Genomic DNA, 23,664 nt, shown 5'->3' with positions numbered 1-23,664 from the left:
TAGCTAGACTGTACCCATGAAAATATATGAACAGACCGCCCAGCTGCTGCGTGAGCAGATTCTCAGCCAGCAATTGCGCCCCGGCGACCCGCTGCCGTCGATCCGGGAACTCTCGGCACGCCTGAAGATCGGCCGCAACAGCGTGATACACGCCTATATGCTGCTCGAAGACGAGGAGCTGATCGAGCCGCGCCCGCGCTCGGGTTATTTCGTGCGTCCGCGTCCCGCCAGCCTGCCCGATGACAGGACGCCGCAGCCGCGCAAGGTCGAACTCGGCGCCATGGCGCTCGACATCATTGGCGCGGCGGAAAATGCGCGCCTGGTACCACTGGGCAGCGCCGACCCCGATGCCCGCTGTGCGGCCCGCCAGTACTTCTACCGGCGCCTGTCGCTCCATGCCCGCCAGGCCGCGAGTCTCGATCAGAGCAACAGCCACTATATAGCGCCGCCCGGGCACCGCGAGCTGAGACGCCAGCTGGCCCGCCGCCACCAGCCGTTTCAGCCGGGACTCGGGGCCGACGATATCGTCATCACCAACGGTGCCCAGGAAGCCGTGACCCTGGCGCTGCTGACGCTGGCCAGGCCCGGCGACATCGTCGCCGTGGAGTCGCCCTGCTTCTACGGCACCCTGCAGTGCATCGAGGCGCTGGGCCTGCAGGCACTGGAGATTCCGGGTCACCCGCAGCACGGGCTGGATCTCGGGGCGCTGCACCAGGCCCTGGAGCGCTGGCCGGTCAAGGCCCTTCTGACCAATCCGAGCTTCAACAACCCCACCGGAGCCTGCATGCCCGATGCGGCGAAGCCCGAACTGCTGAAGCTTGCGGCGCAATACGACCTGCCGATCATCGAAGACGACGTCTTCGGAGAACTCAGCCACCAGGGCAGCCGGCCGCTGCCGGTCAAGGCGTTCGATCGGGATGGCCGGGTGCTGTTGTGCAGTTCGCTGTCGAAGACGCTGGACTCGGACATCCGCATCGGCTGGATGCTGCCGGGGCGCTATTTCGAACAGGTCAACTACCTGAAATACGTCACGACCCTGGCCTCCCCGGCCTGGTGCAGCAGGCCGCCGCCGACTTTCTCGCCGACAACCGCTACGAGCGTCACCTGCGGCAGATCCGGCGCCGTTACCAGCAGCGCCTGGAGCTGTTGCTCGAAGCCCTGTATCGCCACTGGCCGGCCGAAGCCGTCCCGCTGGTTCCCCGCGGCGGCTTCCTCTGCTGGGTCGAGCTGCCCGGAGGCTGCGACGGCGACCGCCTCTACCGCGACGCCCAGCAGGCCGGTATCGGCATCACCCCGGGAAGCCTGTTCGCCTCGGACAAGCGCTATCGTCACTGCATCCGGCTCAATTACAGCACCTTCGACGACAGCCCGCTCTATCGCGATGCGATCCGAACGCTGGGCGAGTTGATCAGGCAGCAAGCACCCTAGGGTGGGTTAGCGATGCACCGAGAATCAATATCTGGCTTGTGCCTTCGCTGGGGCGTTGCGTAGCAAAGGTCGCCTCCATGGTGGGTTACGGCGCGTCCAGGACATCGAGTGAACCGGAACGCCGGGGGATCCGCGCCGAACCCACCCTACGGAACAAGGTTCCGACCCAGGCCGCTACAGCCCATCGCCCGGAATCGGCAGTTCGGTGGTGTATTTCTTCTGCCGCAGCACCAGGGAGCTGTTGGTCGACTTGACCCCCTTGAGCTTGAGCAGCTTCTGCATCATGAAGCGCTCGAGCGCCTCGACGTCCTCGACCACCACCCGCAGCAGAAAATCCTCGGTACCGGTAATGGCATAGCACTCGACGATCTCGGGCGACTCTTCAACGAAGGTATCGATGGCGGCGATGTTGCCGTCGCTGTGATCGAGCAGCGACAGTTGGATAAACGCCATCGTGCGCATGCCGAGCTTGCGACCATCGAGCAGGGCCACATAACGGTCGATCACCCCGCTCTCCTCGAGCTTCTTCAGGCGTCGCCAGCAGGGCGCAGGCGACAGGCTGGTCCGCTCCGCCAGCTCCTGGTTGCTAATACGGCCATTGCGCTGCAGCTCCCGCAGCATGCGGCGGTCGGTTTTGTCGAGCCTGACCGGTTCAGACATATTCTTTCCTTATTCATGTATACGAGGAAATTTTATTGCCATCTTTTACTAAAGTCGCGCAACAGAGCAAGCAAATTTCCCGCCCTCTTCGATAAGCTGATATTTACTAACGCTTCAGGAATTAATGTCGCCCTCAGCCACACTGTCCAGGTTCACGGCAAGGCGTGAGTCACGCGGTGTAGTTGCTCTACATAAGTGGCGAACAACGCAGTCGTGGGCCTGGACAGTGCGGCCCGGAGGGAGCCCCACAAAGCGCCTCCCGCGGCGTTGCGCCGCCTCGACAGGGAACCACCGCGCGTCTGGCTGGAGACGCTTTGTGGGGCTCTGAGAATGGCATTATTTCCTGAAACGTTAGTATCAATACGAAGGAGCGAGCCATGAAAACAACAAGCCGCTACAACGCCTATGAGCCGGACGCTTGCGGCCATATCCACTACAGCGCCGACGACGATGCCGTCTGGCACGACCTGATCATCCCGCAGCGTGCACGCACGGATCGCTACTGCAGCCGGATATTCCGGAGTGGGCTCGATAGTCTGCAGTTGTCCGACGACCGCATCCCTCAGTGCAGCGAGGTGTCCGAGCGGCTGGAGGCCGCAACGGGCTGGCGCGTGACGCCGGTACCGGCGCTGATCAGTTTCGACCGCTTCTATGCCCTGCTGGCGGATCGCCGGTTTCCGGCCGCGTCGTTCATCCGCGCCCGCGACGAGATGGACTACCTGCAGGAGCCGGATATCTTTCACGAGATATTCGGTCACACGCCGCTGCTGGCGAACCCGCAGATCGCCGAGTTCTCCCACCGGATCGGCCAGCTCGGCTGCCGTGCCCGACCCGAGGACCATGTCTGGCTGGCGCGCCTGTACTGGTTTACCGTCGAGTTCGGACTGATCCGCGAGGACGGCCGGATTCGCGCCCTGGGCGCCGGACTTGCCTCGTCCGCCAGCGAGCTGCCCTATGCGGTGGACGGCGATATAGCACTGCGGCAGCCGTTCGACCTGCTGGAGGTGCTGCGCACCCCTACCGCATCGACATCCACCAGCCGCTCTATTTTGTACTCGACAGCGTCGAACAGCTGCTCGAACTGACCGAGACCGACCTGCCGAAGACGATCAGCCGGGCGCGCGCACTGGGGCTGCATCCGCCGCTCTACGCCCCCAAAGCGAGTTAGGCAGTAAATTGCTCCTGCATTTGCTGCACAAGGGCCATCCATGGCCCAGACTTAACCCAACGATTCAATGCAAGGAGAACAACAATGAGCGAGACATTCTGCGACCTGGCCGGTCAGAGCTGCAAACCCTGCGAAGGCGGCATCCCGGCCCTGACCGCCGAACAGGCCGGTGAAATGATGAAGCAGCTGGACGACGGCTGGGTGCTGGCCGGGGATGCCAGCTATATAGAGCGGGAGTTCAAGTTCAAGGGCTTCGCCAAGGCGGTCTACCTGACCAACGCCGCCTGCTTCCTGGCCGACCAGCAGGGCCACCACCCCGATATCAGGATGGGCTGGGGCTACTGCACCGTACGCTTCACCACCCACGCAGTGAACGGCCTGAGCGACAATGACTTTATCTGCGCCGCCAAACTCGACGCGATGGTTAAGGGCTAGTGCGTAGAATGGGTAGAGCGATGCATTGGCATCGAATTTACAGCTGCGAGAATGCGAGGGCATCGAAAAACCCGTCACATCGATCGCTTTGCAGATTGACTGGCATCAGCTAGCGCTGAAGTCGGTGTTGGGTTGCGCGGCTACGCCGCTCCACCCAACCTACACACACAAAAAAACCGGCCTCGAAGGGCCGGTTTTTTGTACAGGGATGTACTTATCCCGCGGGTGCATGGATGCACAAGAGCGGGGTTTTCTGATTCCAGATCAATTACTTGATCTTGGCTTCCTTGTACATCACGTGCTTGCGGACCACCGGATCGTACTTCTTGAATTCCATCTTTTCCGGGGTGTTGCGCTTGTTCTTGTCGGTGGTGTAGAAGTGACCGGTACCGGCAGAGGAAACCAAGCGGATCTTTTCACGAGCGCCTTTAGCAGCCATGACCTAACTCCTTAAACCTTTTCGCCACGGGCACGCAGTTCGGTCAGAACCGAATCGATACCCTTCTTATCGATGATGCGCATGCCCTTGGAGGAGACGCGCAGACGAACGAATTTCTGCTCGCTTTCGACCCAGAAACGGTGCCAGTGCAGGTTCGGCAGGAAACGGCGGCGAGTTTTACGCTGTGAGTGGGAAACGTTGTTCCCGGTAACCGGACGCTTGCCGGTAACCATGCAAACTTTGGACATCTCGAAAACCTTCTCGAAAAGTTGACATACCCTGTCCAGATACTTATCAGCAGCCACCAATATGACCGGCTGCCTCAGGCGGAGCGTCCAGTAATTCGGACAAAATCCCGTACCAGGAGGACAGAAGGGCGCATATCTTACTCAATCGTCACACGCAAGACCAGCATTTTGTCGAAAATTTCACCAGCCGGGTCAGATGAGCCCGCGCTCGGCAAAGGAGACCACCTCGCCGTCGCCGACCACCATATGATCGAGCACCCGCACCTCGACCAGCGCCAGCGCATCGATCAGCCTCCGGGTGATCTGCTGATCCGCCAGCGACGGCTCCGCCACCCCCGAGGGATGATTGTGCGCCAGAATCAGCGCCGCGGCATTGAGCGCCAGCGCCCTTTTGACCACTTCCCGCGGATAGACCGAAGCGGCATCGATGGTGCCGAAGAACAGCTCCTCGAAGCGGATCACCCGGTGGCGGTTGTCGAGGAACAGGCAGGCGAACACTTCCTGGGCTCGTGCCGCAGCCGCGATGCCAGATAGCGCCTGACCGCACCGGGGCTTTCCAGGGCCGAGCCGCGCTCGAGCGTCGCCTCGAGATGACGGCGGGACATCTCCAGCACCGCCTGCAGCTGGGCGAACTTCGCATCGCCCAGCCCCTGGGCGGCACAGAATGCATCGCGGCTGCTTTCGAGCAGCGGCCGCAGCCCGCCGAAACGCTCCAGCAGCTCGCGCGCCAGATCCACCGCGCTCTTGCCACTGACGCCGGTGCGCAGAAAGATCGCCAGCAGCTCGGCATCCGACAGTGCCGCCGGCCCCAGCTCCAGCAGCCGCTCGCGCGGCCGCTCCCGGGCCGGCCAGTCCGTGATCGCCATCACAACACCTCCCTGTGTCCGATAAGATACTGCCGCCATTCCCTGGCGACGGTCTGTGCAGCTTAGCAGGCTGTTGGGGGAAAATTCCCGACGGGGCGATCTGAGCTGTCGCCCGATACCTACGCAAAGCGCCGACGAAGTGCTATCTTAGGCGCACCTTTCCGAGCCATCAGATAATCAGCGACTCCGGGTATGCAGCGACTCACTAACCGACAGATCATTCTCGGCATCACCGGCGGCATCGCCGCCTACAAAAGTGCCGAACTGACACGCCTGCTCAAGGGCGCTGGGGCCGATGTGCGCGTCGTCATGACGCCGGCCGCGACCGAGTTCATCACCCCGCTGACGCTGCAGGCGCTCTCAGGCCACCCGGTTCATCTGCACCTGCTGGACCCCGAAGCCGAGGCCGGCATGGGCCATATCGAGCTGGCGAAGTGGGCCGATCTGATCCTGATCGCACCGGCCAGCGCCGACTTCATCGCCCGCCTGGCCGACGGCCAGGGCAACGATCTGCTCAGCACCCTGTGCCTGGCCACCGAGGCGCCGATCTGCCTGGCACCGGCGATGAACCAGGCGATGTGGCGCAACCGCCATACCCAGGACAACGTCACCCATCTGAAGGACGGCGGCATCCGCATTTTCGGTCCCGGCAGCGGCGAACAGGCCTGCGGCGATACCGGTCCCGGCCGGATGCTGGAACCGCTCGAGCTGGCACAGCTGACCGCCGAGCAGTTCGACACCGGCGCCCTGGCCGGCAAAACCGTCTATATTACCGCCGGCCCCACCCGCGAACCGATCGATCCGGTGCGCTACATCTCCAACCACAGCTCCGGTAAAATGGGCTATGCCCTGGCCGAAGCGGCCGTCGATGCCGGTGCCCGCGTGCGGCTGATCAGCGGCCCGGTCAACCTGCCGGCGCCCGCGCGCATGGAAAGGGTGATGGTGCAGACCGCCGAGGAGATGCTCGCGGCATCGCTCGATGGCATCGAGGGCTGCGATATCTTCATCGCCTCGGCCGCGGTCGCCGACTACCGGCCGACCTCGGTGGCCGAGCACAAGATCAAGAAGGGTGCCGAGGAGATCATGGAACTGCACCTGGTGAAGAATCCGGATATCGTCGCCACCGTCGCAGCCCGCGCGGACAAACCCTTTACCGTCGGTTTCGCCGCCGAGACGCAGGACCTGATCGACTATGCCCGCAGCAAGCTCAAGCGCAAGCACCTGGACCTGATCGTCGCCAACGATGTCTCCCAGCCGGGCATCGGCTTCAACAGCAATGAGAACGCCGTCACCCTGGTCGGCCGCGACGCGACCCTGACGCTGCCACAGACTTCCAAACGCCAGCTGGCCAGCCAGCTGATCCGTCATATTGCCGAACAGTACACCAAGACCCGATGAAAAAACTGCAAGTCAAGATTCTCGACGGCCGTATCGGCCGTGATTTCCCGCTGCCCGCCTATGCCACCGAAGGTTCCGCCGGCATGGACCTGCGTGCCTGCCTGGACCAGCCCCTGGTATTGGAACCGGGCCAGACCGAACTGATCCCGACGGGTCTGGCGATCCATATCGAGGACCCGGCCCTGTGCGCCATGATCCTGCCGCGTTCGGGCCTGGGCCACAAGCACGGCATCGTGCTCGGCAACCTGGTCGGCCTGATCGACTCGGACTACCAGGGCCAGCTGTTCGTCTCCTGCTGGAATCGCGGCCACAGCACCTTTACCGTCGAGCCCGGCGAGCGCATCGCCCAGCTTGTGCTGGTACCGGTGGTACAGGCCGATTTCGAGGTGGTCGACGAATTCAGCTCCTCGGACCGGGCCGACGGCGGCTTCGGCTCTTCCGGCCGGCACTGATCACGCAGGCCTGACAATCCTTTTGATATCGGAGTGACACAGGAATGGCACTGACCCGCAAAGAAGCCATGAACACCGCCCAGGTGCTCAGCGAAGCGATGCCTTATATCCAGCGGTTCGTCGGCAAGACCATCGTCGTCAAGTACGGCGGCAACGCCATGATCGACGAAAAGCTGCAGAACAGCTTCGCCCGCGACGTGGTGATGCTCAAGCTGATCGGTCTCAACCCGATTGTGGTCCACGGCGGCGGCCCGCAGATCGGCGATCTGCTGAACAAGCTCAACATCGAGTCCCATTTCATCAACGGCATGCGCGTCACCGACTCCAAGACCATGGACGTGGTCGAGATGGTACTCGGCGGCATGGTCAACAAGCAGATTGTCGGCCTGATCAACGGCAACGGCGGCAAGGCCATCGGCCTGACCGGCAAGGACGGTCAGCTGCTGCACGCGCGCAAGCTCAAGGTCAAGCACAAGACACCGGAGATGGAAGCGCCCGAGATCATCGACATCGGCCATGTCGGCGAGGTCGACCGGGTCAACGTCAAGGTCCTCGACATGCTGGTCAACTCCGACTTCATTCCGGTCATCGCGCCGATCGGCGTCGGTGACGACGGCATGTCCTACAACATCAATGCGGACCTCGTCGCCGGCAAGATCGCCGAGGTGCTGAAGGCCGAGAAGCTGATTCTGCTGACCAATATCGAAGGCCTGCTCGACAAGGACGGCAAGCTGCTGACCGGCCTGTCGACCCGCCAGGTCGACGAACTGATCGAGGACGGTACCATCTACGGCGGCATGCTGCCGAAGATCGACTGTGCCCTGGCAGCGGTGAAGAACGGCGTGATCAGCGCCCATATCATCGACGGCCGCGTCGAACACTCCTGCCTGCTGGAGATCTTCACCGACGAGGGTGTCGGCACCCTGATCACCAACCGGGCGCTGGAAGCGGCTGACGCGTAACGGGTTGCGCGTCACCTGTCGCGCCCGATACAGGCAGTTAACGGAGTAACATTCTGCATGAGTGAACAACCCAAGATCTCCCGGCGCGAGCAGATCCTGCAGGCGCTGGCGCAGATGCTGGAAGGCAACCCGGGCCAGCGCATCACCACGGCGGCGCTCGCACGCGAAGTCGGGGTTTCGGAGGCGGCCCTGTACCGCCACTTCCCGAGCAAGGCACGGATGTTCGAAGGCCTGATCGGCTTTATCGAGGACACCCTTTTCTCGCGCGTGAAGCTGATCGAGGAATCCGATCACGGCGCGGTGCGCAAGTGCGAGCAGGTCCTGACGCTGGTGCTGGCCTTCGTCGAACGCAATCCGGGCATGGCCCGGATTCTCACCGGCGACGCCCTGGCCGGCGAGACCGACCGTCTGCGGGCGCGGGTCAATCAGGTGTTCGAACGCCTGGAGACCCACCTGCGCCAGCTGCTGCGCGAAGCCGAAATCCGCGAAGGCCTGCGCACCCAGACCACCGCCGGCGCCAGCGCCAATCTGATGCTGGCCACCGTCGAAGGCCGCATCCGCCAGTTCGTGCGCAGCGAATTCCGCCAGCGCCCCACGGAACTCTGGCCCGACCAGTGGCCGCGCCTGGCCAACGGTCTGTTCCGGGAAGAAAGCGTGACGCTATAGGCTGTAAGCAGTTCCGCGGCCTCCGTGGTGAACGACAGCTAAACCGTAGGTTGGGTGGAAGCCCGAAGGGCAGAAACCCAACACTTCGTCAAAGCGACTGCCAGCGTATGCCAGGGCACCGTTGGCGCCCATGATGGGTTTCGCCGCAGCATACCCGGCGCGAGCCGTCAGATTGGCGTCATTGCGGCTCTACCCATCCTACGCCGCTGTTGATTGTAAACTCGCTTTTCCTCTGTAAACTCGCTTTCCTGCAACAGTATGTTGCGCACCAGGACTGTGCAACCCTGTCTCGCCATGGCACTATTGCATACTATTTGCAAAATTCCTGTATACCCTTGAGGCAGATCTGCCGCTGAGCACCCGTTGCTTGCAGCCTGCCGCTCCCAACCTGCAGCCTTCCAAATGACAACCAGCATCAAGGGCCCGTTCGACGGGCGCAAGTGGGCATTTTTCGGCGCCGCCCTGGCGCTGCTACTGGCCGCCGCCAACCTGCGCGGCGGCCTCGTCGTGGTCGGGCCTCTGGTCGCCGATATCCGTGCCGGCCTGTCGCTCTCGGCGAGCGAATTCAGCCTGCTGACCACCCTGCCGCTGATCTGTTTCAGTCTGGTGTCGATCTGTGTACCGCGACTGGCCCGCCTCGTCCGCGCACCGGTGCTGGTGACCGGCGCTTTGCTGCTGATCGCCGCCGGCGCCGGACTGCGTGCCACCAGTTTCTACAGCCTGATGCTGGCCGGCACCCTGCTGCTCGGCAGTGCCATCGCGCTGCTCAATGTACTGATCCCGGGTCTGGTAAAGGGCTATTTCCCACGCCAGGCCGGACTGATGACCGGGCTCTACTCGGTCACGCTGAGCCTCGGCGCGGGCCTCGGCGTCTTTCTCGCGGTGCCGCTGCGGGATGCTTTTTCCGCCTGGCAGGCCCCGGTGCTGCTCTGGGCCCTTCTGCCCCTGATCTGCGCCCTCTGCTGGCTCGGGATGCTGCGCATCCGCAGCCGTGAAATGGCCCCTGGCACAGCCGGCCGCATCAGCCTCTGGCGCGACGCCAGGGCCTGGAACCTGACCGTTTTCATGGGGCTGCAGTCCCTCTTCTTCTACTCGATCGCAACCTGGCTGCCGAAGATCCTGATGGATGCGGGTCTCGAAGATCAGCAGGCCGGGCTGGCAACCTCGATGATCAACCTGGCCGGGATTCCGGCCAACCTGATGGTGCCGATCATCGCTGCCAGGATGCAGGATCAGCGACCGCTGGTGCTGCTGGTACTGGTTCTGGGCGTGACCGGCCTGACGGGCCTCTGGCTGAACCCCACCGCCGCCCCGCTGTTCTGGGCCTCGCTGCTGGGTCTGAGCGGCTCGGCGTCACTGAGTCTGGCGCTGGCCCTGTTCGCGCTGCGTACCCGCAGTGGCCTGGAAGCCACCAGCCTGTCGGCCATGGCCCAGTCCCTCGGCTATCTGCTGGCTGCCGCGGGTCCCGTGGTGGTCGGTGGCCTCAACGATCTCCAGGGCAGCTGGGGCAGCGCCCTGCTGCTGCTGATCGCGGCGCAGGTGATCCAGTTTGGCTGCGGCTGGCATGCCAGCCGGCCGGGATTCGTGACGCCCGACCAGCAACGCGGACAAGGCGCCCCCGGCGCGTCTGAACCCCGTCCCCACTGCTGCGACTGTTCAGCGGTCGCGCAGGCTCTCTCGCGTTTCCGGCTGTCGAACTCCGACTTCCTGACCAATACTTAAGGAACCTGCGAATAAGTCCCAGTTGTCCTCTGCGGGTCCTGAAGCGTGCAGATGCTAGGCGCAGTGTGCAGACAATGGCCTTAGTCCTTGCCAAACACTGCAACAACGCAGATGCATGCTTCAGGGCCCGCCCTTCGGGGCTTCCAGCGCAAGCCGGACTCGGTGTTGCAGCTTCTCGACAGGCTACCAACATGCCTTCTAAGCTGCGCCTTGATTCCGGCTTGCGCTGGAAGCCAGAGACTCATTGGGACTTGTTCGCAGGTTCCTTGGCCTGAGAACAGGCCCCACGGAAACGCAATAAGAATGATCGAGAGCCATGGACAGACGCCCCATACCCGAAGTGCGCTGGTTGACCGAGCTGAAGACCCTGATCGACACCCGTCATCAGGGCAAGGAAGCTGAACAGCTGCAACTGCTGTCACGACTCGTTTTCCGCCCGCTGCTGGAGGATGACGAACCCGATACCGAAGCGACCGCCGCCAATCGCTATGGTGCCCTGCTCGGCATCTGGCAGTATCTGCAGCAACGTGACAGGAAACAGACGCGGATCCGCGTCTTCAACCCCGACCCGGAACGGGACGGCTGGCGCAGCGCCCACAGCATCATCGAGATCCTGATGGACGATATGCCCTTCATCGTGGCCAGCTGCGTCACCGAGCTGCAGCGTCAGGACGTGCGCGTGCATCAGCAGACCTATCCCATTTTCGGCGCGATACGCGACGACCAGGGACGCCTGCAGCAGCTGCGCGACGAGCCCGGGCAGGATGCCGAGGTGGAAACCCTGGTGCGTTTCGAGATCGATCACCAGATCAGCGACGACAGCCTGCAGCACCTCGAAACCCGGCTGCATCAGGTCCTGCTCGATGTCCGTCATGCGGTCGAAGACTGGACGCCGATGATGGAGAAGGTCTCGGAGGCGGCCGACTGGTGCGACCAGAGCGATGCCTGTCGCAGCTGCGCAGACAACCCCGAGGCTATCGCCCTGCTGCGCTGGCTGGCCGACGAGGCGTTTCTGTTTCTCGGCTTTCGCTTCTACACCGCAGAGAAGACCGAAAAGGGCTCTACCGGCTGCGGTATCAGCCAGGCAGCGGGCTCGGCTGCTTCCGTGAGCCGGTCTCCGAGAACGAGCAGTGCATCGAACTGGACGAGCACCTGAGCCGCCAGCTGGAATCGCCCAACCTGCTGGTGCTGACCAAGTCCTCGACCCGCTCGACGGTGCGCCAGGACAGCCACTACGACTATGTCGGCGTCAAGAAGACCGATACCGGGGGCCGGGTAATCGGCGAGTGGCGTTTCTTCGGCCTCTATGCCAGCAAGGCCTATGATGTCCCCATTACCCAGATTCCGCTGATCCGGCACCATGTGCGCCGGCTGCTGGACCTGTCCGGCCTGCCATCCGATACCCATGGTTACAAGGCGCTGCGCCACCTGATCTACACCTACCCACGGGAGGAGTTGCTGCAGGCCAGCTTCGAGCAGCTGCGGGACACCATCTACGGCATGCTCGACTGCGTCGAACGCCGGCGCCTGGGCATCTTCCTGCGTCCGGACACCTTCGGCCGCTTCGTCAACGTGATGATGCTGATCCCCCGCGATCAGTACAACACCGATGTGCGCGTACGCGTGCAGGAGATCCTGCTGCGTCAGTTGCACGGCCACAGCGCCGAGTTCAGCGTGCGCCTGAGCGAACAGCCGCTGGCGCTGGTGCAGTTCACCATTCACTGCCGCCATGCCCACCGCCTCGACTACGATCAGCGTCAGCTGCAGCGCCTCGTCGCCGAGGCGGTCGAGAGCTGGCATGACAAGCTGCAACAGGCACTGGTGCTCGAGCTGGGCGAGGCGGAGGGCAACCGCCTGTTCGACCGTTTCGGCCATCAGTTGCCGGCCGCCTATCGCGATGACCACCGTCCCGAAGCAGCGGTCCCGGACCTGCGCGCGCTGGACGGTCTCGAAACCGCGCTGAGCACCCAGCTCAACCGTCCCGACAGGGAAGGACCGCTGCGCTTCAAGGTGCTGGGACGCGGGCGCAGCCTGGCACTGTCCGATGTGCTGCCGATCCTCGAACACCTGGGCGTGAGAGTGCTCGATGCGACCCCCTACCAGATAGCCGCGGACAGCGAGACCGCCTTCTGGATCCTCGATTTCCGGCTGACCAGCGAGTCTGAGCTCGACCTCGGCAAGGGCGAAATCCGCACCCAGTTCCAGGAAGCCTTCATTCGCACCTACTACGGCGAACTCGAGGACGACCGCTTCCACCAGCTGGTACTGCGAGCCGGGCTGTCCTATCGTGAGATCGCCCTGCTGCGCGCACTGTGCAAATACCTGCTGCAGCTCGGGCTGCCGTTCAGTCAGCACTACATCGAACAGGCACTGGGTCGCAATCCCGAGATCTGCCGCCAGCTGCTGGCGCTGTTTTCCGCCCGTTTCGATCCCGAGGCACCGCCGGGCAGCAAGGCCCTGAGCCAGCTGCTGGGCGCCGATATCCTCGCCGCCCTGGAAACGGTGGAAAGCCTCGACGAGGACCGCATCCTGCGCCATTACCTCGGCGTCATCCAGGCGATGCTGCGCACCAACTACTATCAAACCGACGGCACGCGGAGCGACGGCGGCCGCGAGAAGGGCTACCTCTCCTTCAAGCTCAACACCCGCGCCCTGACCTTCGCTCCCGAGCCGCGCCCGGCCTTCGAGATCTTCGTCTATGCGCCCTGGGTCGAGGGCGTGCACCTGCGTGCCGGCCCCATCGCCCGCGGCGGTCTGCGCTGGTCCGACCGGCGCGAGGATTTCCGCACCGAGGTGCTCGGCCTCGTCAAGGCGCAGATGGTCAAGAACGCCGTCATCGTGCCGGTCGGCGCCAAGGGCGGCTTCGTGCCCAAGCAGCTGCCCGAAGGGGGCGACCGCAACGCCGTCCAGGCCGAGGTGATCCGCTGTTACGAGACCTTTATCCGCGGCCTGCTCGACATCACCGACAACCGGGTCGGCGATGAGATCGTGCCGCCGCCGCAGGTCGTGCGCCACGACGGCGACGACCCCTACCTGGTGGTCGCCGCCGACAAGGGCACCGCTACCTTCTCCGATATCGCCAACCGCATCAGCGCCGAGTACGGCTTCTGGCTCGGCGACGCCTTCGCCTCCGGCGGCAGCAACGGCTACGACCACAAGAAGATGGGCATCACCGCCCGCGGTGCCTGGGAGTCGGTCAAGCGCCTGTTCCGCGAGCAGAACCGCGACTGCCAGCGCGAGGACTTCACCGTCATCGGCATCGGCGACATGGCCGGCGATGTCTTCGGCAACGGCATGCTGCTGTCACGCCATATCCGCCTGGTCGCGGCCTTCAACCACCAGCATATCTTCATCGATCCCAACCCGGACGCGGCCACCGGCTGGCAGGAGCGCAAGCGCCTGTTCGAGCTGCCGCGCTCGAGCTGGGAGGACTACGATCTCGGCCTGGTCTCCAAAGGCGGCGGACTTTACCGGCGCAGCGCCAAGCACATCGACCTGAGCGACGAGGCGAAGCAGGCGCTGGGCACCAACCAGACCCGTTTCACCCCCAACGAGCTGATCCGCACCCTCCTCAAGGCGCCGGTCGACCTGCTGTGGAACGGCGGCATCGGCACCTACGTCAAGGCCAGCCTGGAGAGCCACGACGAGGTCGGCGATCGCAGCAACGACAACCTGAGGGTCGATGCCGGCGACCTGCGGGTGAAGGTGATCGGCGAAGGCGGCAACCTGGGGCTCACCCAGCGGGCGCGCATCGAGTACGCCCGTGCCGGCGGGCGGGTCAACACCGATGCGATCGACAATGCCGGCGGCGTCGACTCCTCCGACCACGAGGTCAACCTGAAGATCCTGCTCAACCAGCAGGTCGCAGCCGGCACGCTCGGCGAGACCGAGCGCAACCGCCTGCTCGAGAGCATGACAGACGAGGTCGCGAAACTGGTGCTGAGGCACAACTACGGCCAGAGCCAGATCCTCAGTGCCGCGACCCTGGTGACCGGTATGCGTATCAACGACCACCGCCGGCTGATGCTCGAGCTCGAGAAGGCCGGGCGGCTCGATCGCGAACTGGAGTACTTGCCCAGCGAGGAGCAGTGCGAGGAACTGGCGCGCAACGGCAAGGGGCTGAGCCGGCCCGAAATCGCGGTGCTGCTGGCCTACAGCAAGCTCTGGCTCTGTGACCAGCTGGTGGCGACCGGCATCGGCGCAGACGAGGATCTGGCCCGGGAGTTGCGCAACTATTTCCCGCTGGCGATTCAGGAACGTTACGGCGACGTCCTGCCGCAACATCCGCTGCATGCAGAACTGCTGGCGACCCACCTGACCAACCTGCTGTGCAACCGCATGGGGTCGACCTTTATCAGCTATGTGATGGGCGAAGCCCATTGCAACGCCCTGGACGCCGTGCGTGCCTGGTACCTGTCGCAAACGCTGCTCGACCTGCCCTCGCTCTGGCAGCAGCTGGAGACCTTCGAAACCCGGATCGACGATACGCTGTTCCGGCAGCAACTGCTGCACATCCACGGATTGCAGGAGCGCACCGTACTCTGGCTGCTGCACCAGCACGGACCCAATATCGCCATTTCCAGGCTCAGGGAGCGCTACGGTTCCCGCGTCACCGAGATGACGGCGACCCTGTCGGAGTACCGGGAAGCGCCCGAACGCGAGCGCTACGACCGTGACAGCCGCCGGCTCCAGGATGCCGGATTGCCGCAGGAGCTGGCCGACCGCCTCGCCAGCCTGCGCGAACTGTCCCGGGGACTGGCGATCGTCGAGCTGGCACTGGAGAGCGGCCAGGACAGCGATATCGCACGGCAGGTCTACTTCAGCCTCGACCGCTACCTGGAGCTGGGCCCCCTGCGCCGCCTGGTCGCGGCGCTGCCGGAGCAGGACCTGTGGCAACGCAAGGCCCGCAGCGCCCTGGCCAGGGATATCGAGTCGGCACTGTCCCAGGCCTGCATCGCAGTGATGAGCGGACTGCAAGACGGCGAAGTCCTCGACGACCGGCTCGAACGCTGGCAGCACAGCAGTGCGCCGGTACTGGAGCACCTGCAGCAACTCTGCAGCGAAATTCAGGCCCAGGAGTCCCCCGACCTGCCGATGCTGTCGGTGGCGGTGCGTGAGCTGAGCAATCTGAGGCATTTGTAAGGGGTGATGCGTTAGGCGTTAGGCGTAGGATGGGTTAGCCGCCGTCGGCACAGCTTGTCCGTTTAAACGGTCGTTTACCGGCGGCGTAACCGCCAGGGATGGAGGAAATCCTGAAAAGGCAGGAGCGGTTTTCAGGGAACCCGTCAAAGGCGCCGAAGGCGCCTTTATCTCCGTCAGCAGCGGGGTACCTGGAGGTCACACAGTAGAAGGTGCCGGACCGCTGAGGACGCATTGGACGTTGAGCAGCGTGAAACTTTTTTGCGGGAGAGCGATATGAGTACAGCTAAGGTCACCCGGGAAATCTTCGATGAGGTCCACGGGTATGGCCCACACTTATGCGCCCTTACTTGATAGGAGTCGACAATGAGCAATGAAAAGGTCAGCCGGGAAACCTTCGATGAGGTAATGGTTCCCAACTATGCGCCCCAGGCGATCGTGCCGGTGCGCGGCCAGGGCTCCCGTCTCTGGGATCAGGAGGGACGCGAATATATCGACTTCGCCGGCGGCATCGCCGTCAATGTCCTCGGACACTGCCATCCCGAGCTGGTGCAGGTGTTGAAGGAGCAGGCCGACAGGCTCTGGCATCTAAGCAACGTCTACACCAACGAACCGGCGCTGGCACTGGCGCGGCAACTGACCGAGAAGACCTTTGCCGAACGCGTCTTCTTCGCCAACTCCGGCGCCGAGGCCAATGAGGCCGCTTTCAAGCTGGCACGCAAGTATGCCCATGACCACCAGGGTCCGGACAAGCATGAAATCATCTCATTCGAGCAGTCCTTTCACGGCCGTACCCTGTTCACCGTGACCGTCGGTGGCCAGCTCAAGTACCGCCAGGGATTCGAACCGGTCCCCGCCGGCGTCACCCATGTGCCCTTCAACGATATTGCCGCTCTCGAGGCGGCGATTTCGGATCGCACCTGCGCCGTGGTGATGGAGCCGATTCAGGGAGAAGGCGGCGTGATACCGGCAGACCCGGCCTTCGCTCTGGCGGCGCGCCAGCTCTGCGACCGGCATCAGGCGCTGCTGGTGTACGACGAGATCCAGACCGGCGTCGGCCGTACCGGCAACCTCTATGCCTACATGGAGATGGGGGTGACGCCGGATATCCTCACCACCGCCAAGGGACTGGGCGGCGGCTTCCCCATAGGCGCCATGCTGACCCGCGCCGATATCGCCGAGAGCTTCGGCTTCGGCGCCCACGGCAGCACCTTTGGCGGCAACCCTGGCCTGCGCCGTGGCCGGCAAGGTACTGGAACTGGTCAGCGATCCCGCATTGCTGGCCGGTGTCCGCACGCGACACGACCTCTTCGTCGACCGGCTACGGGAGATCAACCTGCGGCACAATATCTTCCGCGAGATCCGCGGCAAGGGGCTGCTGATCGGCGCCGAACTGATCGAGCGCTGGCACGGCCAGGCCGCACAATTCCTCGCCGCCGCACGGGAACAGGGCCTGCTGATGCTGATGGCCGGCCCCAACGTACTGCGCTTCACGCCATCGCTGATCATTCCCGAGAACGAAATCACTCAGGGACTGGCCACACTCGAAACCGCCATCGAGGAGGTGATGTCCGCCGCCTGAAACGGGGAGTCGAGGCACTTTTCGACATAGGGCGACAGCATCGCCTGCACCAGGGCGCCGTAGCCGGGGGCAAAGCGCAGGCGGTCGCCGACCCGATACCGCAGGTCCGGCCCAAGATCGACCACCAGGTGATCCGACGAGGCACCAATCATCCCGATACCATCATCGAGGGGGCGCAGCGTCGCAAGGTCGGTATCCAGCCGGCCCAGGCTGAGAATACCCCGCCGCCGCTCGCCCCGGTCCTCGAAATGCGGCACCTGGCCGAAAGCATCCAGCACCACTTCGCCGTCCGGCAGAGAATGCTTGGTCTGCACCTCGATCAGTTCCGCCTCGAGCGCGAATACATCGGTATGCAGGCCCGGCAGGGGTTCGTCGGTATAGGGATCACGCCCCAGCAGCATCGAGAAGCCGATGCGCAGATGGTTGATGCCGGCCGGCAGACGTCCTTCCAGCAGCAGCGGCAGGCTGCCGGAATTGCCGCCCGAAACATACTCAAGCTCATGACCCAGCAGCCTTTCGACCCGGCGGGCAAGACCGACCAGCTCGGACAGCTTGTCCACGGTCGTGCGGATACCGCCAAGACAGCCCAGATTGGTGCCGATACCGGCCACCTCGATCGCCTGCAGCGGCTGCAGTGCCTCGATCAGTGCCGGCAACCGATCCGGCAGAATGCCCTCGCGACGATCCCCCAGCTCGACCATCAGCAGCACCCGGTGGCGGCGGCCAAGCCGCTGTGCCGCGGCGTTCAGCGCCCGGATGGACTCGAGTTCGGAGTTGAGGCTGATATCGCAGAGCCTGACCACCGCCTCGGCCTGGGACGGCGCCGGCAGGCGCAGCAGCATGGACGGCGCCCGTATGCCGGACTGCTGAATACGGGCAAGGTTGTCCAGCCGCGAGTCGGCCAGCATGCCGCAGCCGCCCTCGAGTGCCGCCCGGGCGATTTCGCTCCAGCCGCAGCCGGCCTTGACCACCGCCGCCAGCTCGACGCCCCGGCGCCGGCACAGCCGCTGCAGCCGACCGACATTGTCGCGAAGTTTGGAAGAATCGAAATACAGCCAGGCGCTGGTGTTCATATCGGTATTCCCGCTCTGACAGAAAGTGACGGCCCTGTGGATAAGCCGACGTTAGCAAAGCGGTAAGCATTGATAAAAACGTTAATAAAAATCTTCGATATAGATACAATCTATACTCTTCGCACAAGCAGACACCGCCATGACCGATCCCCGCAGCAGCTCCCACAATCAACTCGAACGTTTTGCCACCCGGCTGGACTGGAACCTGCTGCGTACCTTTATCTTCATCGTCCAGGCCCGCGGCATCAGTCGCGCCGCCGACCGCCTCTGTCTGCAGCAGCCGACCGTGAGCGCCGCGCTGAAGCGCCTGGAGGACGCCGTCGGCCGCCGGCTGATCGACCGACGACCGGGCCTTTTCGAGCTGACCCCGGCGGGGCAGAAGCTGTACGACGAAGCCATGCAGGTCTATCGCTGTGTCTCGCGCCTGGCCGATGTGATCGACGAGGCCGACAGCGATACCAGCGGTCATGTGCGCATCCTCAGCATCAGTCAGGTCACCTGCGAGCGTTTCGATGCACTGCTGCAGCGGTTCTTCCGCCAGTATCCGCGGGTCTCGCTGTCGATCGAGGTGGCCACGACCGCCGAGGTGGTGCGGGCGGTGGAAAGCAGCACCGTCACCCTGGGCATCTGCGATGCCGGGGTTTCGGCGCCGCTGCAGGGGATACTGCTCGGCCGCGAGCAGTACGCCATCTATTGCGGGCGTACACACCCGCTCTATGGCCGTGAGGGGCTGGCGCTGGAAGACCTGAGGGGCGAAGCCTATATCGGCTTCACATCGGACGTGCTCGGGGGCGAGTACATGGGGCCGGTGACGGCAATGCGGGCGCTGGCGTCGATCGGCCAGCGGGTGCGGGGGCTTCGAGCAATGTCGAGGAGGTGAGCCGGATGATCGCCGCCGGCATCGGCATCGGCGCCCTGCCCGCGCACCTGGCCAGGCCGCAGGTCGAACAGGGTCAGCTCTGGCAGCTCCCCCTATACCGACCTGCCGGAAGCGGACATCAACCTGATCTACAACCCCCAGTCACGCTTCAACGACGGCGAGAGAGCCCTGATCGAAGCGTTGACAGGCAGGTGACTCGGGCGGGATCGGGGCTCGTAAGTGCGCCGTACCCAAAGGGCACTTCCCCGGTGCGAACAACCACCGTGCCAAATCTGTTCGCCTCGGGGGCGAGGCTCCTACGCCTTATGACTGTCCGCTCAGCGCTTACTAAAAGTTGGTGCTGAGAAACTGGCGGAAGCGCTCGGACGCCTGCTGCTGGAACAGCTGCTGCGGTGGGCCCTCCTCCTCGACACGGCCCTGATGCAGGAACATCACGTGAGACGATACCTCGCGGGCAAAGGCCATTTCATGGGTCACCACGATCATGGTGCGCCCCTCCTCCGCCAGCTTGCGCATCACCAGCAGCACCTCGCCGACCAGTTCCGGGTCCAGCGCCGAGGTCGGCTCGTCGAACAGCATCACCTCCGGCTCCATGCACAGCGCCCGGGCGATGGCCGCCCGCTGTTGCTGACCGCCCGACAGATGCGCCGGATAATGGTCCATGCGGTTGTCGAGGCCGACCTTGTTGAGGTAATAACGTGCCCGCTCCTCGACCTCGGCCCGTGGCTGCTTCAGTACTTTCAGCGGGCCGATCATGCAGTTTTCCAGCACCGTCATGTGCGACCAGAGATTGAACTGCTGGAACACCATGCCCAGACGGGCACGGATCCGCTCGACCAGTTTTTCGTCGACCGGCACCGGCTCGCCGTGACGGTTGCGCCTGATGTGCACCGGCTGACCGTGGACCACCAGCTCACCGGAGTCGGGTACCTCCAGCAGATTCAGGCAGCGCAGAAAGGTGCTCTTGCCGGAGCCGCTGGAGCCCAAAATGGCTGTGACATCGTGCTGATGCGAGGTCAGCGAGATCCCCTTGAGCACTTCGAACTCGCCGAACGACTTGTGGATATCACGGGCGATCAGCGGCGCCTCTGCCGCCTGGGAAACGCGGGGTTGCAGAACCTGAGTATTCATAATCGTTATTCCGTAGCAGTGGCGGCGGGTCGCGGGGTCGGCACCGGTCGTGCGACGCTGCAGATGGGGATTGATGCGCGCCTCGAGCAGACGCCAGATGCGCACGATCAGCATCGTGATCAGCAGGTACAGCAACGCCGCCCACAGATAGATCGAGAAGTCGAAGGTCTTGGCGAAAATCGCCCGGGTCTGGCCCATCAGGTCGAACAGGGTCACGACGCTGGCGATGGCGCTGCCCTTGAGCAGCAGGATCACCTCGTTGCCCAGCGCCGGGAAGGCGATGCGATAGGCATGGGGCATGACGATCAGGCGATAGCGCAGCCAGGCGGACATGCCATAGGCCCTGGCCGCCTCCACCTCGCCCCGCGGCACGCCGAGGATGCCGCCGCGCAGCAGCTCGGTCTGGTAGGCCGTGGTATTGAGGACGAAGGTGAACAGCGCACAGTAGAAGGGATCCCGAAACAGCCACCAGAGATCCAGAGCCTGCAGTTCGTGGCGATACTGGCCTGCGCCGAAATACACCAGGAACAGCTGGGCCAGCATCGGCGTACCGCGGAAGAAGGAGATATAGACCCGAACCGGTACCGACAGCAGCCTGTTCTGCGAACTGCGGGCCACGGCCAGCGGCATTGCGAACAGCGAACCGATCAGCAGTGCCAGGCCCGACAACTTGATCGTCAGCCAGGCGCCCTCGAGCAGCAGGGGGCCGTATTGAGACAATGTATTGAAAGCGTTCATCGGCAGCCTCCTGACCAGCGACATCGAGCAGCAGCGGGGCGTACACATTCCGAGCCAATGTATTGAAAGCATTCATGATCAGGCCCTCCTGATGCCACGGTTGGCCCGGGCTTCCATTTTCGCCAGCACCATTTCCGACAGGATGCTCAGGATCCAATAGGCGGCGCAGGCAACGAGGAAGAAGGTGAATGGCTGCTTGGTCGCACCGACCGCGATGTTGGTCATGCGCAGCAGGTCGTTGAGCGCGATGATGGAGACCAACGCCGTATCCTTGAGCAGATTGACCCAGAGATTGCCCAGCCCCGGCAGCGCGAAACGCCATATCTGCGGCAGTTTGATAAAGCGGAACAGGTCCAGGCGATTCATGCCCATCGCCTGTCCCGCTTCGATCTGACCCGGGTCCAGCGCCTGAAAGGCGCCCCTGAGCACTTCACCGGAAAAGGCCCCGAACACCACGCTCAGTGCGATGACGCCGGCAATGAAGGGACTCAGCTCGACAAAACCAGCATCCGGGTCGAGCCAGCGCCAGATGCTGTTGAGCAGGATGGCGATGCCGTTGTAGACCAGGAACAGTGTCAGCAGCTCGGGGATACCCCGTGCCGCCGTGGTATAGCCGCGTCCGAAGCGGCGCAGCCGGGGTTGGCCGAGAGCGAAGCCCCGGCCACGGCGAAGCCGATCAGCAGCCCGAGCGGCAGCGTCGTCACCGCCAGCTGGACGGTGACCAGCAGGCCGGACAGCAGCTCGTCGCCCCAGCCTTCGGGCCCGAAGCCGAGTAAAGTGAGTTCGTTCATGGGAGCCTCTCTGACGGCGCCGGACGGCGCCTATTTCAGATCATGGATATTGATCGAGAAGTAGCGGTCGTTGATCGCCTTGTAGGTGCCGTCGGCGATGATCGCGGCCAGCGCCTCGTTGAGCATTCCACGCAGCTCCCTGTCCTCGTGACGCAGCGCCATGCCGGTGCCTTCACCGGCGTAACGGCTGTCGGTGATCGGCGCGCCGACCATCTGGCAGCAGTTGCCGTCCTCGCCGTTGCGGACCCAGTCCAGCATCGGCAGCAGATCGCCGACCAGCAGGTCGATGCGGCCGTTGGACAGGTCCATGTTGGCCTCGTCCTGGGTGCGATACAGCCGCAGGTCGGCGTCGGGATAGACCGCCTGCAGATAGGCCGCCATCTGGGTCGAACTCTGGGCGCCGAGGACCTTGCCCTCCAGCGCTTCGGGCGAGAAGTCGGTCGGCGTGGGCTCGTCGGCGCGGGCCACCCAGGTCATCGCCGCCCTGTAGTAGGGATCGGTGAAGGCGACCTGCTGCTTGCGTTCCTCGGTGATCGACATGGACGCCAGGATGACGTCGTATTTGCCGGACTGCAGGCCCGGGATGATGCCGTCCCAGTCCTGGGCGATGAAGGTGCACTCCACCTGCATCTGCTCGCACAGCGCCTTGCCGATATCGATGTCGAAGCCGACCAGCTCGCCGCTGGCATTGATGGCGTTGAACGGGGGATAGGCGCCTTCGCTGCCGATGCGGACCTGGGTCCAGTCTTTCGCCAGGGTGACATTGGAGATCAGGCCGGCCGCCATGACGGCGCCCGCGAGCCAGGGTGTGATTTTCATCGTTGGATTCCTTGTCGTTATTTTTGTCGTGGGATACCGGACAGGAGCGCCAGAAGGCCTGCCCGGGAGGCAACAGCTACTTCATGTCGTAGATATTGATCGGGAAGTACTTGTCGTTGATCGCCTGGTAGGTGCCGTCGGCGATGATCGCGGCCAGGGCTTCGTTGAGCTTGTTGCGCAGCTCCTCGTCTTCCTGACGCACGGCCATGCCGGTGCCTTCGCCGGCATACTGTGCATCCATGACCGGTTCGCCGACCAGCTTGCAGCACTTGCCGTCCTCGCTGTTGTTGACCCAGTCGAGCATCGGCAGCAGGTCGCTGACCTGCAGGTCGAGGCGGCCATTGATCAGGTCGAGGTTGACCTCGTCCTGACTGCGGTACAGGCGGATATCGGACTCGGGATAGTTGGCCTGCAGAAACTCGGCCTGGGTCGAAGCGCTCAGCGCGCCGATGGAGAGGTCTTCCAGCGCCTCGGGGCTGAAATCCGAGATATCGCTGTCAGCCGAACCGACGAAGGTCAGCGCCGCCTTGTAGTAGGGATCGGAAAACGAGACCTGCTGCTTGCGTTCTTCGGTGATCGACATCGAGGCGAGAATGACATCGTACTTGCCGGCCATCAGCGCCGGAATCATGCCGTCCCAGTCCTGGGAAACGAAAGTGCACTTCGCCTCCATCTTCTCGCACAGCGCCCTGCCAATATCGATATCGAAGCCGATCAGCTCGCCATCGGCATTGAAATAGTTGAACGGAGGATAGGCGCCCTCGCTGCCGATGCGCACCGTGCTCCAGTCCTTGGCCATAACGGGGCTCGCCAGGCCGATCAGGGTGAGGGCACCGCAGAGCAATTTGGAAACTTTCATCGATAGATCCTCCGGGCCGGAGAAGGCCCCTGTGCAGACACCGGGTTCTGCTGGTTATTCTTTTCATTGCCGGCAGCACCGGCACAAACCGCGGGATGGCCGGCTTCCGCAGCCCGGTGCCATCCGAGTTCATGCACCTTAACAGAATCGTGAATTGCGCTTTTTCACCCACCGGACATGGTTTTTAGCTGTCGCGACGAAGAGGGTG

General features: G+C 63.6%; 20 protein-coding genes and 3 pseudogenes. 12 read left to right on the top strand and 11 right to left on the bottom strand.

Annotation, left to right across the window (positions count from 1 at the left end):
• Window positions 1–16: 16 nt before the first annotated feature.
• Entirely contained in the window at window positions 17–1,408 is a 1,392-nt protein-coding gene (locus ACFQDL_RS14845; RefSeq protein ID WP_379909713.1) for an aminotransferase-like domain-containing protein, read from the top strand.
• A 194-nt stretch (window positions 1,409–1,602) separates the two neighbouring features.
• Here the strand turns inward: ACFQDL_RS14845 and ACFQDL_RS14840 are convergent, their stop codons facing one another.
• Window positions 1,603–2,088, bottom strand: a complete 486-nt coding sequence (locus tag ACFQDL_RS14840) for an Lrp/AsnC family transcriptional regulator (protein ID WP_379909712.1) — start codon at window positions 2,086–2,088, stop codon at window positions 1,603–1,605.
• Window positions 2,089–2,465: 377 nt separating this feature from the next.
• Here ACFQDL_RS14840 and phhA point away from each other — a divergent pair, with 377 nt between their 5' ends.
• Entirely contained in the window at window positions 2,466–3,173 is a 708-nt protein-coding gene (gene phhA / locus ACFQDL_RS14835) for a phenylalanine 4-monooxygenase (protein ID WP_379909711.1), read from the top strand.
• 167 nt (window positions 3,174–3,340) lie between these two features.
• A complete protein-coding gene (locus tag ACFQDL_RS14830; protein WP_379909710.1) occupies window positions 3,341–3,691 on the top strand; it encodes a 4a-hydroxytetrahydrobiopterin dehydratase in 351 nt (116 codons plus the stop codon).
• Between the two features lie 268 nt (window positions 3,692–3,959).
• On the opposite strand, the gene rpmG is transcribed toward ACFQDL_RS14830, so the two are convergent.
• From rpmG to radC, 3 genes and pseudogenes are all read right to left on the bottom strand, one after another.
• On the bottom strand, window positions 3,960–4,130 hold the full coding sequence (rpmG, locus tag ACFQDL_RS14825) for a 50S ribosomal protein L33 (RefSeq protein ID WP_188862906.1): 171 nt from the start codon (window positions 4,128–4,130) through the stop codon (window positions 3,960–3,962).
• Between the two features lie 11 nt (window positions 4,131–4,141).
• Window positions 4,142–4,378, bottom strand: a complete 237-nt coding sequence (gene rpmB, locus ACFQDL_RS14820; RefSeq protein ID WP_379909709.1) for a 50S ribosomal protein L28 — start codon at window positions 4,376–4,378, stop codon at window positions 4,142–4,144.
• 192 nt (window positions 4,379–4,570) lie between these two features.
• Window positions 4,571–5,244: pseudogene (radC, locus tag ACFQDL_RS14815) on the bottom strand (RadC family protein).
• A gap of 192 nt (window positions 5,245–5,436) precedes the next feature.
• Here radC and coaBC point away from each other — a divergent pair.
• From coaBC to ACFQDL_RS14775, 8 genes and pseudogenes are all read left to right on the top strand, one after another.
• Window positions 5,437–6,642: a bifunctional phosphopantothenoylcysteine decarboxylase/phosphopantothenate--cysteine ligase CoaBC gene (gene coaBC / locus ACFQDL_RS14810; protein WP_379909708.1), complete on the top strand. Its 1,206-nt coding sequence runs from the start codon at window positions 5,437–5,439 to the stop codon at window positions 6,640–6,642.
• Window positions 6,639–7,094, top strand: a complete 456-nt coding sequence (dut, locus tag ACFQDL_RS14805) for a dUTP diphosphatase (RefSeq protein WP_379909706.1) — start codon at window positions 6,639–6,641, stop codon at window positions 7,092–7,094. Before coaBC ends, dut begins: the two co-directional genes overlap by 4 nt.
• Before the next feature lie 44 nt (window positions 7,095–7,138).
• Window positions 7,139–8,056: an acetylglutamate kinase gene (argB, locus tag ACFQDL_RS14800; RefSeq protein ID WP_379909704.1), complete on the top strand. Its 918-nt coding sequence runs from the start codon at window positions 7,139–7,141 to the stop codon at window positions 8,054–8,056.
• A gap of 57 nt (window positions 8,057–8,113) precedes the next feature.
• Window positions 8,114–8,722 carry a nucleoid occlusion factor SlmA gene (gene slmA / locus ACFQDL_RS14795; RefSeq protein WP_379909703.1) on the top strand — a complete coding sequence of 203 codons (609 nt, stop codon included), beginning with the start codon at window positions 8,114–8,116 and terminating at the stop codon, window positions 8,720–8,722.
• 402 nt (window positions 8,723–9,124) lie between these two features.
• A complete protein-coding gene (locus ACFQDL_RS14790) occupies window positions 9,125–10,444 on the top strand; it encodes a CynX/NimT family MFS transporter (protein WP_379909702.1) in 1,320 nt (439 codons plus the stop codon).
• 316 nt (window positions 10,445–10,760) lie between these two features.
• The gene (locus ACFQDL_RS14785; RefSeq protein ID WP_379909701.1) at window positions 10,761–11,600 is read left to right on the top strand and encodes a hypothetical protein; all 840 of its coding nucleotides are present in this window, start codon (window positions 10,761–10,763) and stop codon (window positions 11,598–11,600) included.
• Window positions 11,601–11,629: 29 nt separating this feature from the next.
• Entirely contained in the window at window positions 11,630–15,586 is a 3,957-nt protein-coding gene (locus tag ACFQDL_RS14780; protein ID WP_379909700.1) for an NAD-glutamate dehydrogenase, read from the top strand.
• Window positions 15,587–15,949: 363 nt separating this feature from the next.
• Window positions 15,950–17,165: pseudogene (locus ACFQDL_RS14775) on the top strand (aspartate aminotransferase family protein).
• Here the strand turns inward: ACFQDL_RS14775 and ACFQDL_RS14770 are convergent.
• Complete coding sequence (locus ACFQDL_RS14770; protein ID WP_379909699.1) at window positions 17,111–18,238, bottom strand: alanine/ornithine racemase family PLP-dependent enzyme; 1,128 nt, start codon at window positions 18,236–18,238, stop codon at window positions 17,111–17,113. The pseudogene ACFQDL_RS14775 and the gene ACFQDL_RS14770 overlap by 55 nt on opposite strands.
• Window positions 18,239–18,377: 139 nt before the next feature.
• On the opposite strand from ACFQDL_RS14770, the gene ACFQDL_RS14765 reads away from it, so the two are divergent.
• Window positions 18,378–19,118: a LysR family transcriptional regulator gene (locus ACFQDL_RS14765; protein WP_379909698.1), complete on the top strand. Its 741-nt coding sequence runs from the start codon at window positions 18,378–18,380 to the stop codon at window positions 19,116–19,118.
• 327 nt (window positions 19,119–19,445) lie between these two features.
• On the opposite strand, the gene ACFQDL_RS14760 is transcribed toward ACFQDL_RS14765, so the two are convergent.
• The 6 genes and pseudogenes from ACFQDL_RS14760 to ACFQDL_RS14735 form a co-directional block, all read right to left on the bottom strand.
• Window positions 19,446–20,249, bottom strand: a complete 804-nt coding sequence (locus ACFQDL_RS14760) for an ABC transporter ATP-binding protein (protein WP_379913098.1) — start codon at window positions 20,247–20,249, stop codon at window positions 19,446–19,448.
• A gap of 84 nt (window positions 20,250–20,333) precedes the next feature.
• A pseudogene (locus ACFQDL_RS14755) lies at window positions 20,334–20,987 on the bottom strand (ABC transporter permease); the annotation flags it as partial.
• A 78-nt stretch (window positions 20,988–21,065) separates the two neighbouring features.
• Window positions 21,066–21,569 (bottom strand): ABC transporter permease, encoded by a 504-nt coding sequence (locus ACFQDL_RS14750; protein WP_379913096.1) that lies wholly within the window; start codon window positions 21,567–21,569, stop codon window positions 21,066–21,068.
• Window positions 21,563–21,778, bottom strand: a complete 216-nt coding sequence (locus ACFQDL_RS14745; RefSeq protein WP_379909697.1) for a hypothetical protein — start codon at window positions 21,776–21,778, stop codon at window positions 21,563–21,565. The genes ACFQDL_RS14750 and ACFQDL_RS14745 overlap by 7 nt, the downstream gene beginning before the upstream one ends.
• A 30-nt stretch (window positions 21,779–21,808) precedes the next feature.
• Complete coding sequence (locus ACFQDL_RS14740) at window positions 21,809–22,597, bottom strand: ABC transporter substrate-binding protein (RefSeq protein ID WP_379909696.1); 789 nt, start codon at window positions 22,595–22,597, stop codon at window positions 21,809–21,811.
• Window positions 22,598–22,673: 76 nt separating this feature from the next.
• Window positions 22,674–23,456: an ABC transporter substrate-binding protein gene (locus ACFQDL_RS14735; protein WP_379909695.1), complete on the bottom strand. Its 783-nt coding sequence runs from the start codon at window positions 23,454–23,456 to the stop codon at window positions 22,674–22,676.
• Between the last annotated feature and the right edge of the window lie 208 nt (window positions 23,457–23,664).

The organism is Marinobacterium aestuariivivens (genome assembly GCF_042661465.1).
Lineage (GTDB): Bacteria > Pseudomonadota > Gammaproteobacteria > Pseudomonadales > Balneatricaceae > Marinobacterium_A > Marinobacterium_A aestuariivivens.
This window is presented reverse-complemented; position numbering and strand designations above follow the sequence as displayed.

What these genes read in the sequence shown, in the direction of transcription:
- ACFQDL_RS14740 (WP_379909696.1), bottom strand. Translation starts at nt 22,597, where the DNA reads ATGAAAATCACACCCTGGCTCGCGGGCGCCGTCATGGCGGCCGGCCTG.
- ACFQDL_RS14770 (WP_379909699.1), bottom strand. Translation starts at nt 18,238, where the DNA reads ATGAACACCAGCGCCTGGCTGTATTTCGATTCTTCCAAACTTCGCGAC.
- ACFQDL_RS14735 (WP_379909695.1), bottom strand. Translation starts at nt 23,456, where the DNA reads ATGAAAGTTTCCAAATTGCTCTGCGGTGCCCTCACCCTGATCGGCCTG.
- ACFQDL_RS14745 (WP_379909697.1), bottom strand. Translation starts at nt 21,778, where the DNA reads ATGAACGAACTCACTTTACTCGGCTTCGGGCCCGAAGGCTGGGGCGAC.
- rpmG (WP_188862906.1), bottom strand. Translation starts at nt 4,130, where the DNA reads ATGGCTGCTAAAGGCGCTCGTGAAAAGATCCGCTTGGTTTCCTCTGCC.
- ACFQDL_RS14845 (WP_379909713.1), top strand. Translation starts at nt 17, where the DNA reads ATGAAAATATATGAACAGACCGCCCAGCTGCTGCGTGAGCAGATTCTC.
- ACFQDL_RS14760 (WP_379913098.1), bottom strand. Translation starts at nt 20,249, where the DNA reads ATGAATACTCAGGTTCTGCAACCCCGCGTTTCCCAGGCGGCAGAGGCG.
- slmA (WP_379909703.1), top strand. Translation starts at nt 8,114, where the DNA reads ATGAGTGAACAACCCAAGATCTCCCGGCGCGAGCAGATCCTGCAGGCG.
- ACFQDL_RS14790 (WP_379909702.1), top strand. Translation starts at nt 9,125, where the DNA reads ATGACAACCAGCATCAAGGGCCCGTTCGACGGGCGCAAGTGGGCATTT.
- rpmB (WP_379909709.1), bottom strand. Translation starts at nt 4,378, where the DNA reads ATGTCCAAAGTTTGCATGGTTACCGGCAAGCGTCCGGTTACCGGGAAC.
- ACFQDL_RS14840 (WP_379909712.1), bottom strand. Translation starts at nt 2,088, where the DNA reads ATGTCTGAACCGGTCAGGCTCGACAAAACCGACCGCCGCATGCTGCGG.
- ACFQDL_RS14765 (WP_379909698.1), top strand. Translation starts at nt 18,378, where the DNA reads ATGACCGATCCCCGCAGCAGCTCCCACAATCAACTCGAACGTTTTGCC.
- argB (WP_379909704.1), top strand. Translation starts at nt 7,139, where the DNA reads ATGGCACTGACCCGCAAAGAAGCCATGAACACCGCCCAGGTGCTCAGC.
- phhA (WP_379909711.1), top strand. Translation starts at nt 2,466, where the DNA reads ATGAAAACAACAAGCCGCTACAACGCCTATGAGCCGGACGCTTGCGGC.
- ACFQDL_RS14830 (WP_379909710.1), top strand. Translation starts at nt 3,341, where the DNA reads ATGAGCGAGACATTCTGCGACCTGGCCGGTCAGAGCTGCAAACCCTGC.
- coaBC (WP_379909708.1), top strand. Translation starts at nt 5,437, where the DNA reads ATGCAGCGACTCACTAACCGACAGATCATTCTCGGCATCACCGGCGGC.
- dut (WP_379909706.1), top strand. Translation starts at nt 6,639, where the DNA reads ATGAAAAAACTGCAAGTCAAGATTCTCGACGGCCGTATCGGCCGTGAT.
- ACFQDL_RS14785 (WP_379909701.1), top strand. Translation starts at nt 10,761, where the DNA reads ATGGACAGACGCCCCATACCCGAAGTGCGCTGGTTGACCGAGCTGAAG.